This is a genomic window from Sinobaca qinghaiensis (genome assembly GCF_003610495.1).
Lineage (GTDB): Bacteria > Bacillota > Bacilli > Bacillales > Marinococcaceae > Sinobaca > Sinobaca qinghaiensis.
Genome location: NZ_RAPK01000009.1, coordinates 337,916 through 351,746, shown reverse-complemented (window position 1 = coordinate 351,746; position 13,831 = coordinate 337,916). Strand labels below are relative to the sequence as shown.

Below are 13,831 nucleotides of genomic sequence, written 5' to 3'. Positions count from 1 at the left end.
TCAGCATAAGAAACGGTTTTTTTAAAATACTATTCTTTAATAACAGTATAAGAAAAATTCAGAGAAAAAGAAAGCATCACGAGTGAAATTATTCACGCAATTCCGTGATCAGTATATATATCCATAAAAAAAAGAACCCGGCATCCCGGATTCTTCAGCGTTCACTTATTTAATGCTGCAGAAAATAAACGAGAGCAAAGGCTCATTTTTTTAAAATAATGATCAGCGGTTGGATTCATGAAATTTTTTCATGAAAGAGGCAAGAGCGTCGCAGGACTCCTGAGTCACTGCATTATAAATAGAAGCGCGGCAGCCGCCTACGGAACGATGGCCGTTCAAGCCAATAAAGCCATTTTCTTTTGCTTCTGTCAAAAAGGCTTTCGTTAAGTCTTCAGACGGGAGAGTGAACGTTACGTTCATGCGCGAGCGGCTGTCTTTTTCCGCATGGCCCGTATAAAAACCGCTGCTCTCATCAATAGCCGCATAGATGGTATCGGATTTTTGTTTGTTTCTTTTTTCCATGCCTTCGGCTCCACCGTTTGCTTTGATCCATTCCAGTACATTATTGAGCATGTAAATAGCAAAGGTCGGAGGGGTATGGTAAAGAGAATTTGCTTTAGAGTGGGTGCTGTATTTAAGTACAGTCGGCACACCGCTTTTTTCATTTTCAATCAGGCTTTTCTTGATAATGACGGTAGTAACACCGGAAGGACCGAGATTCTTCTGGGCACCGGCATAAATAACAGAAAATCGTTCTACTGGAATAGGCCGGCTCAAAATATCGCTCGACATATCGGCAAACAGCGGGGCTTTCCAGTCATAGTCAAAATCCTGCCACTGCGTGCCGAATATCGTGTTATTAGAAGTAATATGCACATACGCATCATCATTATCCATATCAAGGGAGTCAAATGCAGGAATGTAGGTATAGTTTGTTTCTTTTGCGCTTCCTCCTACTTTTGTCGGTCCCATCGCTTCTGCTTCTTTGAGGGCCTTCTCCGACCAGGAGCCGGTCAGCACATAGTTACCAGGAGCTTTTTCGGGAAGAAAATTCATAGGAAGCATGGAAAACTGGAGACTCGCTCCGCCTTGAAGAAACAAGACTTCATAGTCGTCGGGTATATTCATAAGTTCTTTCATCAGCGCGGCAGCATTGTTGTGCACTTCTTCATAATCAGCGCTGCGATGGCTGAGTTCCATAACAGACATCCCGGTGTTGTTGAAATTAGTCAGTTCCTTTTGGGCTTTTTCCAGCACTTCTGTTGGAAGAGCGGCCGGTCCTGCATTAAAATTATGTGCTCTAGTCATTGAATAGGTCGACTCCTTTACTCCGATAGAGATATTTAGGTTCATGTGAATAGTTTAACAAACAAAGTATAAAACAGCCAGAACAGAGGCGGTAAGGATTATTGTTTTTTCAAAGCTTCGCCAATTTGTGAAGCGATTTTCTGCAGTTCTTCTGCGGAATAGTCATCGGAATGATCAGCAAATGAAGGCTGGAACCCGTCTGTGTCATCGTAGCGCGGGATAAAATGAAGATGATAGTGAAACACGGATTGGGAAGCAGCTGCTTCATTATTGTTGAGAAGGTTCATGCCGGCCGGGCTGAATGCTTCTTTAATGGCGTTGGCAATGGCGGGAGCTTTGCTGAACAACCGGGAGGCTGTTTCCGGCTGAAGTTCGTAGATGTTTTTCTGATGATCCTTCGGGATAAGAAGCGTATGTCCTTTCGTTACCTGGCCGAGGTCGGTAAACGCCAGCAGATCTTCGTCTTCATATACGATAGAAGCAGGGATATCCCCCTTAATAATTTTACAGAAAATGCAGTCGTGTTCTAATGCCATGGCTGATCTCTCCTTCATCTGGGATTTACTTTCTATCATACGTAGGATTGCCGGAAATGAAAAGCAGGAATGGCAGGGGAGGGAAGATTTGTTATAGAAGAATTCCCTTTTTACGGCATCAAAACTTATATAAAACAGGGTATTTTTGTTGTGGTACAATGAAATAAATATTTTACTATTACAACATTTAGGAGGATGCTTATGTACGTCCCTCTCGTATTAACGACCTTTTTAGACAGAGCGGCCGAGCTTTATGGCGGGAAAACAGCAGCAGTAGATGGAGAAAGAACCGTAACCTACGGAGAACTGCAGTACAGGGTGAATCAGCTGTCGAATGGATTGAAAGCGCTTAATATTAAAAAAGGGGACAAGGTGGCCTATCTAAGCCCGAACGCCGTGGAAATGCTGGAAGGGTTTTATGGCGTCTACCAGCTCGGTGCTGTTATGACACCGCTGAACACGAGACTAACTGCCGAGGATTATGAATTTATTTTAAATCACAGCGAAAGCAAAGTGCTGTTTGCTGATAAAACGCTGTTCAAACAGCTGGAGCCGATTCTCGGCAATTTAACATCCATTGAAACGATTATTCTGCACGGGGAAGAGGCAGATACAAAGACGGCTATAGGATACGAAAACTGGCTCAGCGGGTTTGATGGAAAATGGTTTGACCGGGTGGAAGTAGATGAGCATGATATAGCAAGCCTGCTTTATACGAGCGGAACGACAGGAAACCCAAAAGGGGTGCTTCTGACCCACCGCAGCAACTATCTGCACGCTTTGTCCACGATGCACCATTTAAGAATCAGGGAAAACGATAAAATGCTGCATGTGCTGCCTATGTTCCACGTGAACGGCTGGGGATCGCCTTTTTACTATACGGCAAATGGTGTTACGCAGGTAATGCAGCGTAAAATAGACCCGGAATCTATTTTTAACAATATTAAAAAGCATAAAATCAGCATCCTTCATATGGCACCTACTGTATTAAATATGCTGCTGGAATATTACCACCTGCATAAAGAAGAGTGCCGGATGGATCATCATGTACGCATCGTTGTAGCCGGGTCGGCACCGCCGCCTGCTTTCATTGAAATGACGGAAAATGAGCTGGGCTGGGAGTTTATTCATGTGTACGGCATGACTGAAATCTCCCCGCTTGTTACGACATCGCAGATTACGTCAAATGATGAGCATCTGCCGGTTAAAGAGCAGCAGCGCCTAAAGTCAAAGACCGGTTATTCGCTTATCGGATCAGAAGTAAAAGTAGTAAATGAAGCCTATGAAGAAGTAGAAAAAAACGGAACGGCTGTAGGCGAAATTGTCGTACGGAGCAACAATGTGATGGAAGGATATTTCAAAAATCCCGAAGCGACAGCCGAAACGATCCAGCACGGCTGGCTGCATACCGGAGATATGGCGGTCGTGTTTGACAATGGCTATATAGAAATTGTAGACCGGAAAAAAGACGTCATTATCAGCGGCGGGGAAAACATCTCTTCCATAGAAGTAGAAGGGTATTTATATCAGCATCCGGATATTGTGGAAACAGCCGTAGTGGCCCTGCCTCATGAAAAATGGGGCGAGATTCCCCATGCGGTTGTTGTGAAAAGAGAAGGAAGCAGTCTGACAGAAGAGGACGTCATTGCATACGCACGAGAAAAAATGGCTCATTTTAAAGCGCCGAAAAGCATTAATTTCGTCAAGGAACTGCCGAAAACAGCTTCCGGCAAAATACAAAAAGTTCAGCTGCGAAAGCAGCTTTGGAACGATTCCGATAAGCTGGTAAATTAAAGCAGAATATCTTGTAACCGCTCAGTCTATTAAATAAAGGATGTGGCCTATGGGACTATTTGATTTTTTTAAAAAGGAGCCGGACAACCGGACTGAAGCTCCAAAAGATAAATACTGGTCCCTCACAACAGCAAAAGGGGAAGTGATCGATCCAAGCTGGGAACAAATTAAAGAAACGCTCGCTGATATCACTCATCAAGAGCTGGAATTTGTTTCTTTAGGCTGCATTCATTCCGGTCTGGAAATTGAAATGATTCAAGCGGTTGATATAGGGGAAGGATATCGTTTGGAAGCCCTGGCGCCGGAACAATCCTCCGATTACGGAAAAGTGTTTGTTAACAGCGGTATTTCCTATGAAGAATTGGTGAATCAGTTTAAGGAATTTCATACAAACGAAAAAGTAATTGGATTTCGCAGCTGGCCGTCAGAAAAAATATAAATAAGAAGAAAGAAACCTGTCTCTTCCTTAAGAGCGGTTTCTTTTGTTTTGCCGTGTTTTCCGTATATCATTCAAATCACCGTTCCCTCCAGGGCATCTTAATTGATGAAAAGGAAGCACGCGGTCATCAGAAAAATGCGGAATTATGATATAATTTTCAAGCAGTCATGATCACATCATTTTAATTTTTACATAAAAGGAGCTTTTACAATGGCGGAACTGCTGAATGTACAAAACATGAGCGGCGGATACAACGTTCATAAACCAGTCCTTCACGGATTGAATTTCACTGTAAAACAAAATGAGATCGTCGGCTTGATCGGCTTAAACGGTGCCGGTAAAAGTACAACGATTAAACATGTGCTTGGATTAATGGAAGCTATAGAAGGAACCGTAAGCATTCATGGCAAGCGCCTGATGGATGGACCGGAGGAATACCGCAGGCATTTCACCTATATTCCCGAAACACCGATTTTATATGATGAGCTGACGTTATGGGAACATATGAGGTTAACAGCGATGGCTTATGGAATAGAAGAAAAGGTATTTGAAGAACGTGCGGAGCGTCTCATGGAAGAATACCGGATGACCAAAATGAAAAATTGGTTTCCGAGCCATTTCTCCAAAGGGATGCGCCAGAAAGTAATGATTATGTGCGCCTTTCTCATCGAACCCGAGCTGTATGTCGTGGATGAACCATTTATTGGACTCGATCCCTTAGCGATTAAAGCACTGCTGGATATGATGGTGAAAATGAAAAATGACGGCGCCGGAATATTAATGTCCACCCACATATTGGCAACAGCAGAACGCTACTGCGACCGCTTTATCGTGCTTCATGAGGGACGCATCAAGCTGCAGGGAACAATGGAGGAGCTTCAGGAACAGGCAGGCATGCCTGGAGCCCTGCTGGATGATCTTTACATCGAAGTCGCTAAAGGAGCGATTTAAGATGGGGACGTTAGATCGGCTTTGGGAGGAACGTGCCGGGGAATTTGCCGGTACTGCGATCCGTTATTTAAGGCTTGTCGCCAACAGCGGTTTTATGTTCAGCATCTATGCCTTATTTCTGGTAGGCGGCTTTATGTATCCTGCCTTTCTGGAATGGCTGCCGGCCTATGTGCCCGTGCTCGAATTATTCACGCTCGTATTTACGTATTTTCTGACGAGGAATCCGATCCGGACCTTTTTGAAAGAGGCGGATATGGTATTTTTGCTGCCGATGGAAAATCAGCTCGGTCCGTATTTTAGAAAAAGCGTCTTATATTCTTACGTGCTCCAGTCTTTATTTATTGTCCTGCTTTATTTTATTCTTGGTCCGCTTTATCAAAATCGGCTGTTTGAAGAATCCAACAGCTTCCTGCTTGTGCTTGTTGTTATTCTCGCGGTTAAAGGCTGGAATATTGCTTCGGCCTGGGCGGAGTGGAGACTGCAGGATCACCGGATAAGATGGGGGCTTCTGTTCGGAAGAATTCTGCTTACGGCTTCTGTGCTGTATGTCGTTTTCTCTGATGCGTCATGGCTTCTGGCAGCTCTGCTGCTTGCTGCGATGGCAGGAGCATACCTTGCTTATCACGGCAGACTGTCAAAAAAGTATGCGTTGAAATGGGAAGCTGTTTTTTCCATGGAACAGCGCAGGCTTTCTGCTTTTTACCGATTTATTCAATCATTTGCCGATGTGCCTTTCATCAAAACACCGGTAAAACGGAGAAGGTGGCTGTCCGGCCTCGCCGATCGCATGCCTTTCCAGAAAGATAAAGCCTACCGTTATATGTATGTTAAAGCATTTGTACGCTCAGGAGAGTATTTAGGAATGTATGCCAGGCTTCTGCTTGTGGGCTGCCTTGTGATGTATGCTTTTCCTTTTGAATGGCTGAGGGTACTGGTAAGCGTGCTGTTTGTTTATTTAACAGGCGTACAGCTTCGGACATTGTGGTATCATTTTGATACGAATATCTGGCCGGATCTGTATCCGTTGGCGTTATCGGAAAAAGAATATTCTTTTCAGTTTTTAGTACTGCGCCTGCTTTTGCTGCAGTCGATTCTTTTTTCTGCGGCGTATCTCCTTTTAGGGACGTATATGCTGTTTTCCCTTGTTATTTTAGGAGCGGGACTGCTGCTCAGCTATTATCTGGCCCGGCAGAGACCGAAAAACCGGCTGGAGCTTTCATAACGTAAAAAAACCATTTTCAAGCGGGCTGCTGCCCGGCCTGAAAATGGTTTTTTGTATAAGGAAAATTATGCGTTTTGGTAAGAAAGGTTTTCAGCAGCGGCTTTTACTTCATCAAGGCCGTCCTGAATAATTTCTTCGGATTTCTCCGGCATCGCATTGTGTCCTTCAATGATGATTTCATTAAGAATATCCATGCCATACAGACCGCCGAACAGGTTGCGCATATAAGTGACGGACATATCCATTGGAGCTGCTTCTGGAAGGGAATAAACTCCGCCGCGTGCGTTTAGAAGAATAACTTTCTTCTCGGACATCAGCTGTTCAAGGTTACCGTACTGGTCGTATTTGAACGTGAAGCCGGCTTCTGCAATATAATCAATAAATGTCTGAAGCTTAGCTGGAATAGTCAGGTTCCAGAGCGGGAAGGCAAATACAAGAACGTCTGCAGCTGCAAGCGCGTCTTTTGCTTTCTGCTTGGCATTAACAATGCGCTGCTCTACGTCGGAAAGTTCTCCGTCGTTTTGAATTTTGCCAATTGCGTTGAATAGATCCTGGCCGAAGTAAGGCATATCTTCTTCAAACACATCGAATGTGTTTACATTTAAATTTTCTTTTCCCTGGACGCTCTCCATAAAAGTTTCGTACATTTTTGTAGAGACTCCATCAGGGCGGTTATTTGCTTTTACTACTAATACATTCATGTAATAATTTCCTCCGTTTATTGTAAAATTTTAAAAACAAGGTTCGTTTATCCAACACTTGTTGTATAATCACACTATATAGACTTTCATTCCGTTATTCAACCAATAGTTCCTGGCTTTTATTGTTTAAACAACATATGGACGAAAATGTTTAATAAGTAGAGAGGATGTTCACGTGTATGACTATGTCTGAAATCAAAATAGATCCGCGTATTAAGCGGACGAGAAAATTAATTATGGATTCCTTTATTGAGCTTGCCATGAAAAAAGATGTTAAGGATATTACGATTAAGGATATTACCGCAGAGGCTACGGTAAATCGTGCGACATTCTATTCTCATTTTACGGATAAATATGACCTGCTGGAGAAATCATTAACCGAAGACTTGATGATGAATGTCAGCAATGAAATTGCCCAGCATGAAAAACTGACGGAAGACACAATTGTAAGTATATTTTTATCCATCACGACGTTTCACCTGTCGCTGTCTTCTCAGTGCAGAAGAAGCTTTCAGGCTTTTTCGGTTACGATTGAAGCCATCATTAAAAAGAAGCTGGAAGCGATATTTTATCAGGCTCTGCTGAAACAGCATGCAGCAGACAGCGATGAATCGTTAAGAATAGCTGCATTTATGCTGAGCTGGGGGATTTACGGGGCATCGGTAGACTGGAAACAGAGCAGCTCTATTGCACCGGAGGAGTATATAAGACTGGCGCTGCCTTATTTCATGTACGGCATGGACTTTTATGTAACAGCTGAATAGATAAAAAGAAGCTCTTCCCTAGTGGGAGGAGCTTTTTTTTGATTCTTACGCCTGTCCCGGATAATCAAGGACAGCTTTAGCCATTACTTTGGCAGCGGTAAGCATCGCTCTTTCATCGATATCAAACTTAGGATGATGATGCGGATAGGTTTTTGTCCATTCCGGATTTTCTGCTCCGGTGAAGAAGAAGCTTCCTTTTATGTTTTCCAGGTAGTAGGCGAAATCCTCGCCGCCCATTTCCGGCTTCATTTCTTCTGTTTTTTCAACCCCCGGCACATTGGAAGCACATGCTGCCAGATAGGCGGTTTCCTTTTCGTGATTTACGACAGGCGGGTAACCGCGGTAGTAATGGAAATCAGCTTCCGCTCCCCAGCTGGAAACAATACCATTGGTGATGACTTCCAGTTCTTCTTCAATTAAATCCCTCACTCCGGGATCAAATGTCCGCACCGTTCCGGTCAATTTCGCCCGGTCTGCAATCACGTTAAATGCATTGGAGGCTTCAAAAGAGCCAACGGATACGACGGCCGGCTTCTGCGGATCAACGTAGCGGCTGACAATCTGCTGAATCTGGGTAACGAGCTGGGAGCCGATAAGTACGGCATCTTTCGTTAAATGAGGCATGGCACCATGTCCGCCCTGACCAATTATTTCAATTTCAAAGCGATCTGCCGCTGCCATCATCGGCCCGTTGCAGTGCTGGATCGTACCATATGGAGTGGTTGCCCAGAGGTGGGTGCCGAATATAACATCCACTCCTTCGAGGCAGCCGTCTTCAATCATGGCGATGGCGCCTCCCGGGGCAAACTCCTCCGCGTGCTGATGGATAAATACGATAGTTCCTTCTATTTCTTCTTTTATTTCGGTTAAGCATTTGGCAAGAACAAGAAGCGTAGCCGTATGACCGTCATGGCCGCAGGCGTGCATCACTCCGTCTACTTTAGAAGAGAAGGGAAGCCCGGTCTGCTCGTGGATGGGAAGGGCGTCAAAATCGGCGCGCAGGGCTGTTACGGGGCCGGGACGGCCGCCTTTGAGCGTTGATACGACGCCGCGTCCGCCGACCTTCGTCTGAACCTCAAGACCAAGCTTTTCATGGTAGTCCGCAATGTAAGCCGGAGTATTTTCTTCTTGAAAAGAAAGTTCGGGATGCTGGTGAAGGTGACGTCTTATTTCCACCATTTCCTCATAGCGGCCATCAAGCAATTCGTATAGAGACGTTTCTGTATTCATCGTATTCTTCCTTTCTGTATAGTGCAGAGTGTGTTTGTAATGTGAGTTTGCTTAAATGCCGAATGGCACAAACCGGGCCAGATAGCTCGACAGCATTTGGAAATGGCCGGTGAAAATCATAATGCCAAGCGCAATCATAATATAGCCGCTCGTTATTTGGAGACGGGGCAGCCATTTGTTCCAGCGTTTCAGCTTGTTCAGTGACCTCGAATAAAGAAGGGCCACGATAATAAAAGGAACACCGAGCCCGGCTGAATAAAATAACAGCATCGTTATCCCGGAGTAGAGTGTATCCGACTGGCTGGCCATGGCAAGAATAGAACCGAGCACCAGGCCGATGCACGGCGACCATCCGGCCGCAAATATCAAGCCGAGGGAAATAGAGCCCAAGAAGCTGGACGAATGAGTTGGCTTTTTATGTATGCGTTTTTCAGACAGCAGGGCACGGATGGAAATAATACCTGCCATCTGCAGGCCGAATAAAACAATAATCACTGCTCCGAGCTGCTCGATCATGTTCCCCCAGCGGGCAAACTGCTGCCCGAGAAAAGTAGAGGAAGCTCCTAAAAGAAGAAAAATAATCGTAAATCCCATTATAAACCCAACGCTTCTGGAGAGAATCATGCTCCGCGAAGCTTCCACCTTGCTGTCCGTGATGGAAGTGCCGGTAAGCTGGGCCAAATAAGCCGGAATTAATGGAAATATACAGGGCGATAAAAAAGAAATAACGCCTGCGCCGAAGGCAAGCCAAATACTAATTTCATTCAATGCTGTCACCTCATTTAATCATCCATCCCGCCTGCCGCATGCAGAATGCCATTGTAGTATTCTACATAGGAAGGACGGGAGAAAATACTTTTTGATAACCCCTGCTTCGTGTTTCTATGTTTATGTGCTTCTTTATAGGCGTCGGAGTTCTGCCAATCTTCAAAAAAAGAAGCATCCCGCCAAAAAGTGATAATGACATTTACATCTGAATGGATTGGCTTTAAAATACGTATAGCTTCAAAACCGGGCTCTTTTTCGACTTTCCCGGCCCTCTGCAGAAAGCGTTCTTCGAACTGGGGCTGCTTTTCTTCAAGCACGGGAACGTTATTGCAGACAATAAAAGAGCGGGCCGGCAGAGCGCCGGTTTTATTGATAACGGTATGGGTAGCTTCGGATTTAATGGAATCATCGAGTTCTTCAGCGTACCATGCCTCCGCTGAAGAATTATTTTCTGTTTCAGCTGACAGTTGAATCATTTTTATAGATGGTTTCGTAATTAGAATGTCAGCTTGTTTTCTGTCAAAGCGGGCATAGCTCATGTAACTTTTCCTCCTTAAGAAACGACTGGTGTAAAGAAGCATGAAAAGCGTATACAGACTTTCGTTTTCTATTGGTGAAATAAAACGCTTTATTCAATTGTAAAGGTTTTTAATCCAGAAAGAAATATGGAAGGCTGTAAGAAAGGAACACGAACATGTTAAAAAAGAAATGGCTGGTTGTACTTGTACTTGGTACAGCATTTATTATATTAAGTTTTGGGATTTATCTTTCTTCTGTTGTCATCGGTGCAGCAGCTATTGATGAAAAAGAGCTCGTGATGAATGAAACATCCGTGCTTGAAGACGAAAATGGAGAGCTTATCGCGGAGCTGCAGGAAGAAAATAGAGATTTAGTCGATATTGAGGAACTGCCCGATCACGTTAAAGAGGCATTTGTGGCTATTGAAGATGTGCGTTTTTACGAGCACCAGGGAATAGACCCCAGAGCTATAGCACGTGCGCTTTATCGGGACATCCTTGCAGGAGCTGCCGTTGAAGGCGGAAGTACGCTGACACAGCAGCTGGCTAAGAATGCCTTTTTAACAAATGACAAATCATTAATGAGAAAAACAAAAGAAGTACTTATTGCCATGGGACTGGAGCGGAAATTCAGTAAAGATGAAATTCTCGGGTACTATTTAAATCAAATCTATTTCGGCCACGGGGCTTACGGTATTCAATCTGCTTCAGAAATGTATTTTAATAAAGATGCTTCGGAGCTTACTGTTCATGAAGCCGCGCTGCTTGCGGGTATGCCTAAAGCACCAACTACTTATTCACCGGTAGACAATCCGGAGGGGTCAAAAGACCGTCGCGACATTGTTCTTTCCGTTATGGAGAGGCACGGCTTTATCAGTGCAGAAGAAGCGGTAGCCGCGCAGGGCAGAACGGTGCCTTCCGAGCTGCACCGGACCGAAAATAACCCGGCCTACTATACGTATATTGATATGGTTTTAGCAGAAGCAGAAAATAAGTATCAAATCAGTGCGGAAGAAGTGTACCGGGGTGGTTATACGATTACAGTACCAATGAATAATGAGATGCAGCAGATATCCTATGACTTATTTCAGGACAGCAGTTATTTTCCGGAGTCATCCGAAGCCAGAAGTGAAGCCTCCTTTTTCATGATGGACAGTGATACCGGAGGAGTGACAGCGGTGCAGGGGGGAAGAGAATATGTCCGCCAGGGCCTGAACCGAACAACAATGAAACGTCAGCCGGGGTCTGCAATGAAGCCGCTTGCTGTATATGGACCGGCACTTGATACCGGCGACTACGAACCTTATTCGATGCTGGTGGATGAAAAAACAGATTATGATGGATACGAGCCATCCAATAATAATGATGAATACCAGGGTGAAATCTCCATGTCACAGGCATTGATCGAGTCTACGAACACGTCAGCCGTATGGCTCTATGATCAAATCGGAGAAAGCTACAGCAGAAGCTGGATGGAAGAAGCCGGACTGCAGGTGGAAGATGAAGGACTGGGTGTAGCTCTGGGGGGCTTGTCTGAAGGAACGTCCCCGCTTGAAATCGCCAGGGCCTATACGTCATTTTCCAATAACGGTATGAAAGTAGAACCTTATTTCATAGAAAAGATTGAAGACCGAAGTGGAGAAACAATCGGCGAACGGGAGGTAAATGAAACCGAAGTAACCACTCCGCAGAACGCATGGTATATGACAAGGATGCTGGAGCAGGCTGTACTGGAAGGAACCGGTTCAGCAGGCGGCAATACTTCCTATGCCCTTGCCGGCAAAACCGGCACCACCTCCTTTGAAGCTGTGGATGATGCAGCCCGAGATGCCTGGTTTGCAGGCTATACTCCGGAGTGGACGGGATCCCTGTGGATGGGGTATGACCAGACGACAGAGGAAAATTATCTGGAAGGCGGCAGTTCGTACGCCGCTACTTTGTTTAAAGAAATTTTAAACCGTCTTCCGGAGGAGCAGACAGCATCACAGCAGGAGTTTGAAAAGCCGGAAGGGGTGCAGGATCTGGCTGATCCGATCAATATGGGAGAAGTCGATGACCTGAATTCTTCCTTAAGCTTTAAAGGCTCCGGTTTGATTAACGTCCAGCTTACCTGGACGCCATCCGAGGACGACCGGGTGAAATATAAGCTTTACGAAATCGACGGGGATGAAGAAACAGAGATTGCTGAAGTTCAGGGCGAAGGCTCTTATACGGTCGAAGGAGTAAATGTATTTTCATTAAAAGATTACAAAGTAGTTCCATTTAATTCCCAGACGAGCCAGGAAGGTGAACCTTCCAACATTACGGAAGTAGAGGTTGGGTCCATCTGGGGATCTGCTTCTTAAAGCAGACAGCCGGCACTTATATAGTGCCGGTATTTTTTATGAAAAAAAGTCAGCGCCGGCATAAGGCGTTATGGACAATTAATGACTCTTTGCGATAAGTACTATACATGACATTCAGACAAGAGTATGGTAAAAATGATATGGAATTCACACAGAATAAGACAGGCCACCGATATGATATCAGTGCAGTTAAAAGGGGTGCAGGAGATGAACATGCCATTCAACGACCGGTTTTTAAAAGCTTGCAGAGGCGAGGCAACGGATCATGTACCGGTTTGGTATATGAGACAGGCGGGAAGATCTCAGCCGGAATACCGCAAGATAAAAGAAAAATATTCATTATTTGAAATTACCCACCAGCCGGAGTTATGCGCGTATGTAACCAAACTGCCGGTTGATCAATACAATAACGATGCAGCTGTTTTATATAAAGATATTATGACTCCGCTTCCAGCCATGGGAGTCGATGTAGAAATTAAATCAGGCATCGGCCCGGTCATTTCCAATCCGGTCCGGTCCATGCGGGATATCGAAGCGCTTGGTGAACTTCATCCAAAAGAAGACGTTCCGTATATATTCGATACTATTTCCCTGCTCGAAAAGCAGCTGAATGTTCCTTTAATCGGTTTCAGCGGCGCACCATTCACATTGGCAAGCTACATGATTGAAGGAGGACCATCGAAAAATTACCACCATACCAAAGCGTTTATGCACGCGAAGCCCGAAGCATGGAATCTGCTTATGAATAAATTGGCTGATATGACCATCGTGTACATTAATGCACAGATAGAAGCCGGCGCTAAAGCGATTCAGATTTTTGATTCCTGGGTCGGAGCATTAAATGCCGCAGATTACCGGAGGTTTGTAAAACCGGTAATGCATAGAATATTTACAGAACTGCAAAGAAAAGACGTGCCCTTTATTATGTTTGGTGTAGGTGCCGGTCATTTAATGCAGGAGTGGAATGACCTGCCTATTGATGTAATGGGACTCGACTGGAGAACAAGCATTGGAGAAGCAAGGCAGGCAGGCGTTCATAAAGCCCTGCAGGGCAACCTGGACCCATCGCTTCTCTTGGCACCGTGGGAAAAAATTGAAGAGCAGGTAAAGCCTATTCTTGATGAAGGCATAAAAAATGATGCATATATCTTCAATTTGGGACACGGCGTCTTTCCGGAAGTAGATCCACAGGTGTTAAAACGATTGACCGCGTTTGTTCATGATTATACGAAACAGGCAAAGGAGAGTAATTAAT

At 44.8% G+C, this 13,831-nt stretch carries 13 protein-coding genes; 7 read left to right on the top strand and 6 right to left on the bottom strand.

Annotated elements, in window-relative coordinates; translation table 11 throughout:
* Positions 1-222: 222 nt before the first annotated feature.
* Complete coding sequence (gene serC, locus ATL39_RS11560; RefSeq protein WP_120193507.1) at positions 223-1,308, bottom strand: 3-phosphoserine/phosphohydroxythreonine transaminase; 1,086 nt, start codon at positions 1,306-1,308, stop codon at positions 223-225.
* Between the two features lie 98 nt (positions 1,309-1,406).
* Positions 1,407-1,844, bottom strand: coding sequence for an HIT family protein (locus tag ATL39_RS11555; protein ID WP_120193506.1), 438 nt, complete (start codon positions 1,842-1,844; stop codon positions 1,407-1,409).
* A 201-nt stretch (positions 1,845-2,045) separates the two neighbouring features.
* On the opposite strand from ATL39_RS11555, the gene ATL39_RS11550 reads away from it, so the two are divergent.
* The 4 genes from ATL39_RS11550 (at position 2,046) to ATL39_RS11535 (ending at position 6,250) form a co-directional block, all read left to right on the top strand.
* A complete protein-coding gene (locus ATL39_RS11550; RefSeq protein WP_120193505.1) occupies positions 2,046-3,638 on the top strand; it encodes a long-chain-fatty-acid--CoA ligase in 1,593 nt (530 codons plus the stop codon).
* Between the two features lie 49 nt (positions 3,639-3,687).
* A complete protein-coding gene (locus tag ATL39_RS11545) occupies positions 3,688-4,077 on the top strand; it encodes a hypothetical protein (protein WP_120193504.1) in 390 nt (129 codons plus the stop codon).
* 210 nt (positions 4,078-4,287) lie between these two features.
* A complete protein-coding gene (locus tag ATL39_RS11540) occupies positions 4,288-5,028 on the top strand; it encodes an ABC transporter ATP-binding protein (protein ID WP_120193503.1) in 741 nt (246 codons plus the stop codon).
* Position 5,029: 1 nt separating this feature from the next.
* Positions 5,030-6,250 (top strand): ABC transporter permease, encoded by a 1,221-nt coding sequence (locus tag ATL39_RS11535; protein ID WP_170146913.1) that lies wholly within the window; start codon positions 5,030-5,032, stop codon positions 6,248-6,250.
* 65 nt (positions 6,251-6,315) lie between these two features.
* Here ATL39_RS11535 and ATL39_RS11530 read toward each other — a convergent pair whose 3' ends face one another.
* Positions 6,316-6,951, bottom strand: coding sequence for an FMN-dependent NADH-azoreductase (locus tag ATL39_RS11530; protein ID WP_120193501.1), 636 nt, complete (start codon positions 6,949-6,951; stop codon positions 6,316-6,318).
* Positions 6,952-7,130: 179 nt separating this feature from the next.
* Between ATL39_RS11530 and ATL39_RS11525 the strand changes: the two genes are divergently transcribed.
* Positions 7,131-7,715: a TetR/AcrR family transcriptional regulator gene (locus ATL39_RS11525; protein WP_342768778.1), complete on the top strand. Its 585-nt coding sequence runs from the start codon at positions 7,131-7,133 to the stop codon at positions 7,713-7,715.
* Between the two features lie 45 nt (positions 7,716-7,760).
* Here ATL39_RS11525 and ATL39_RS11520 read toward each other — a convergent pair whose 3' ends face one another.
* From ATL39_RS11520 to ATL39_RS11510, 3 genes are read right to left on the bottom strand one after another with little or no spacing between them, the layout of a single operon-like run.
* Positions 7,761-8,945: a M20 family metallopeptidase gene (locus ATL39_RS11520; RefSeq protein ID WP_120193500.1), complete on the bottom strand. Its 1,185-nt coding sequence runs from the start codon at positions 8,943-8,945 to the stop codon at positions 7,761-7,763.
* A 51-nt stretch (positions 8,946-8,996) separates the two neighbouring features.
* Complete coding sequence (locus tag ATL39_RS11515; RefSeq protein ID WP_342768777.1) at positions 8,997-9,722, bottom strand: cytochrome c biogenesis CcdA family protein; 726 nt, start codon at positions 9,720-9,722, stop codon at positions 8,997-8,999.
* A 5-nt stretch (positions 9,723-9,727) separates the two neighbouring features.
* Positions 9,728-10,252 carry an antibiotic biosynthesis monooxygenase family protein gene (locus ATL39_RS11510; RefSeq protein WP_170146912.1) on the bottom strand — a complete coding sequence of 175 codons (525 nt, stop codon included), beginning with the start codon at positions 10,250-10,252 and terminating at the stop codon, positions 9,728-9,730.
* A 155-nt stretch (positions 10,253-10,407) separates the two neighbouring features.
* Between ATL39_RS11510 and ATL39_RS11505 the strand changes: the two genes are divergently transcribed.
* Positions 10,408-12,576 (top strand): transglycosylase domain-containing protein, encoded by a 2,169-nt coding sequence (locus tag ATL39_RS11505; protein WP_120193497.1) that lies wholly within the window; start codon positions 10,408-10,410, stop codon positions 12,574-12,576.
* Positions 12,577-12,783: 207 nt separating this feature from the next.
* Positions 12,784-13,830, top strand: a complete 1,047-nt coding sequence (hemE, locus tag ATL39_RS11500) for a uroporphyrinogen decarboxylase (RefSeq protein WP_120193592.1) — start codon at positions 12,784-12,786, stop codon at positions 13,828-13,830.
* Position 13,831: the final 1 nt, after the last annotated feature.

What these genes read in the sequence shown, in the direction of transcription:
- ATL39_RS11520 (WP_120193500.1), bottom strand. Translation starts at nt 8,945, where the DNA reads ATGAATACAGAAACGTCTCTATACGAATTGCTTGATGGCCGCTATGAG.
- hemE (WP_120193592.1), top strand. Translation starts at nt 12,784, where the DNA reads ATGAACATGCCATTCAACGACCGGTTTTTAAAAGCTTGCAGAGGCGAG.
- ATL39_RS11550 (WP_120193505.1), top strand. Translation starts at nt 2,046, where the DNA reads ATGTACGTCCCTCTCGTATTAACGACCTTTTTAGACAGAGCGGCCGAG.
- ATL39_RS11510 (WP_170146912.1), bottom strand. Translation starts at nt 10,252, where the DNA reads ATGAGCTATGCCCGCTTTGACAGAAAACAAGCTGACATTCTAATTACG.
- ATL39_RS11555 (WP_120193506.1), bottom strand. Translation starts at nt 1,844, where the DNA reads ATGGCATTAGAACACGACTGCATTTTCTGTAAAATTATTAAGGGGGAT.
- serC (WP_120193507.1), bottom strand. Translation starts at nt 1,308, where the DNA reads ATGACTAGAGCACATAATTTTAATGCAGGACCGGCCGCTCTTCCAACA.
- ATL39_RS11535 (WP_170146913.1), top strand. Translation starts at nt 5,030, where the DNA reads ATGGGGACGTTAGATCGGCTTTGGGAGGAACGTGCCGGGGAATTTGCC.
- ATL39_RS11540 (WP_120193503.1), top strand. Translation starts at nt 4,288, where the DNA reads ATGGCGGAACTGCTGAATGTACAAAACATGAGCGGCGGATACAACGTT.
- ATL39_RS11525 (WP_342768778.1), top strand. Translation starts at nt 7,131, where the DNA reads ATGACTATGTCTGAAATCAAAATAGATCCGCGTATTAAGCGGACGAGA.
- ATL39_RS11530 (WP_120193501.1), bottom strand. Translation starts at nt 6,951, where the DNA reads ATGAATGTATTAGTAGTAAAAGCAAATAACCGCCCTGATGGAGTCTCT.
- ATL39_RS11505 (WP_120193497.1), top strand. Translation starts at nt 10,408, where the DNA reads ATGTTAAAAAAGAAATGGCTGGTTGTACTTGTACTTGGTACAGCATTT.
- ATL39_RS11545 (WP_120193504.1), top strand. Translation starts at nt 3,688, where the DNA reads ATGGGACTATTTGATTTTTTTAAAAAGGAGCCGGACAACCGGACTGAA.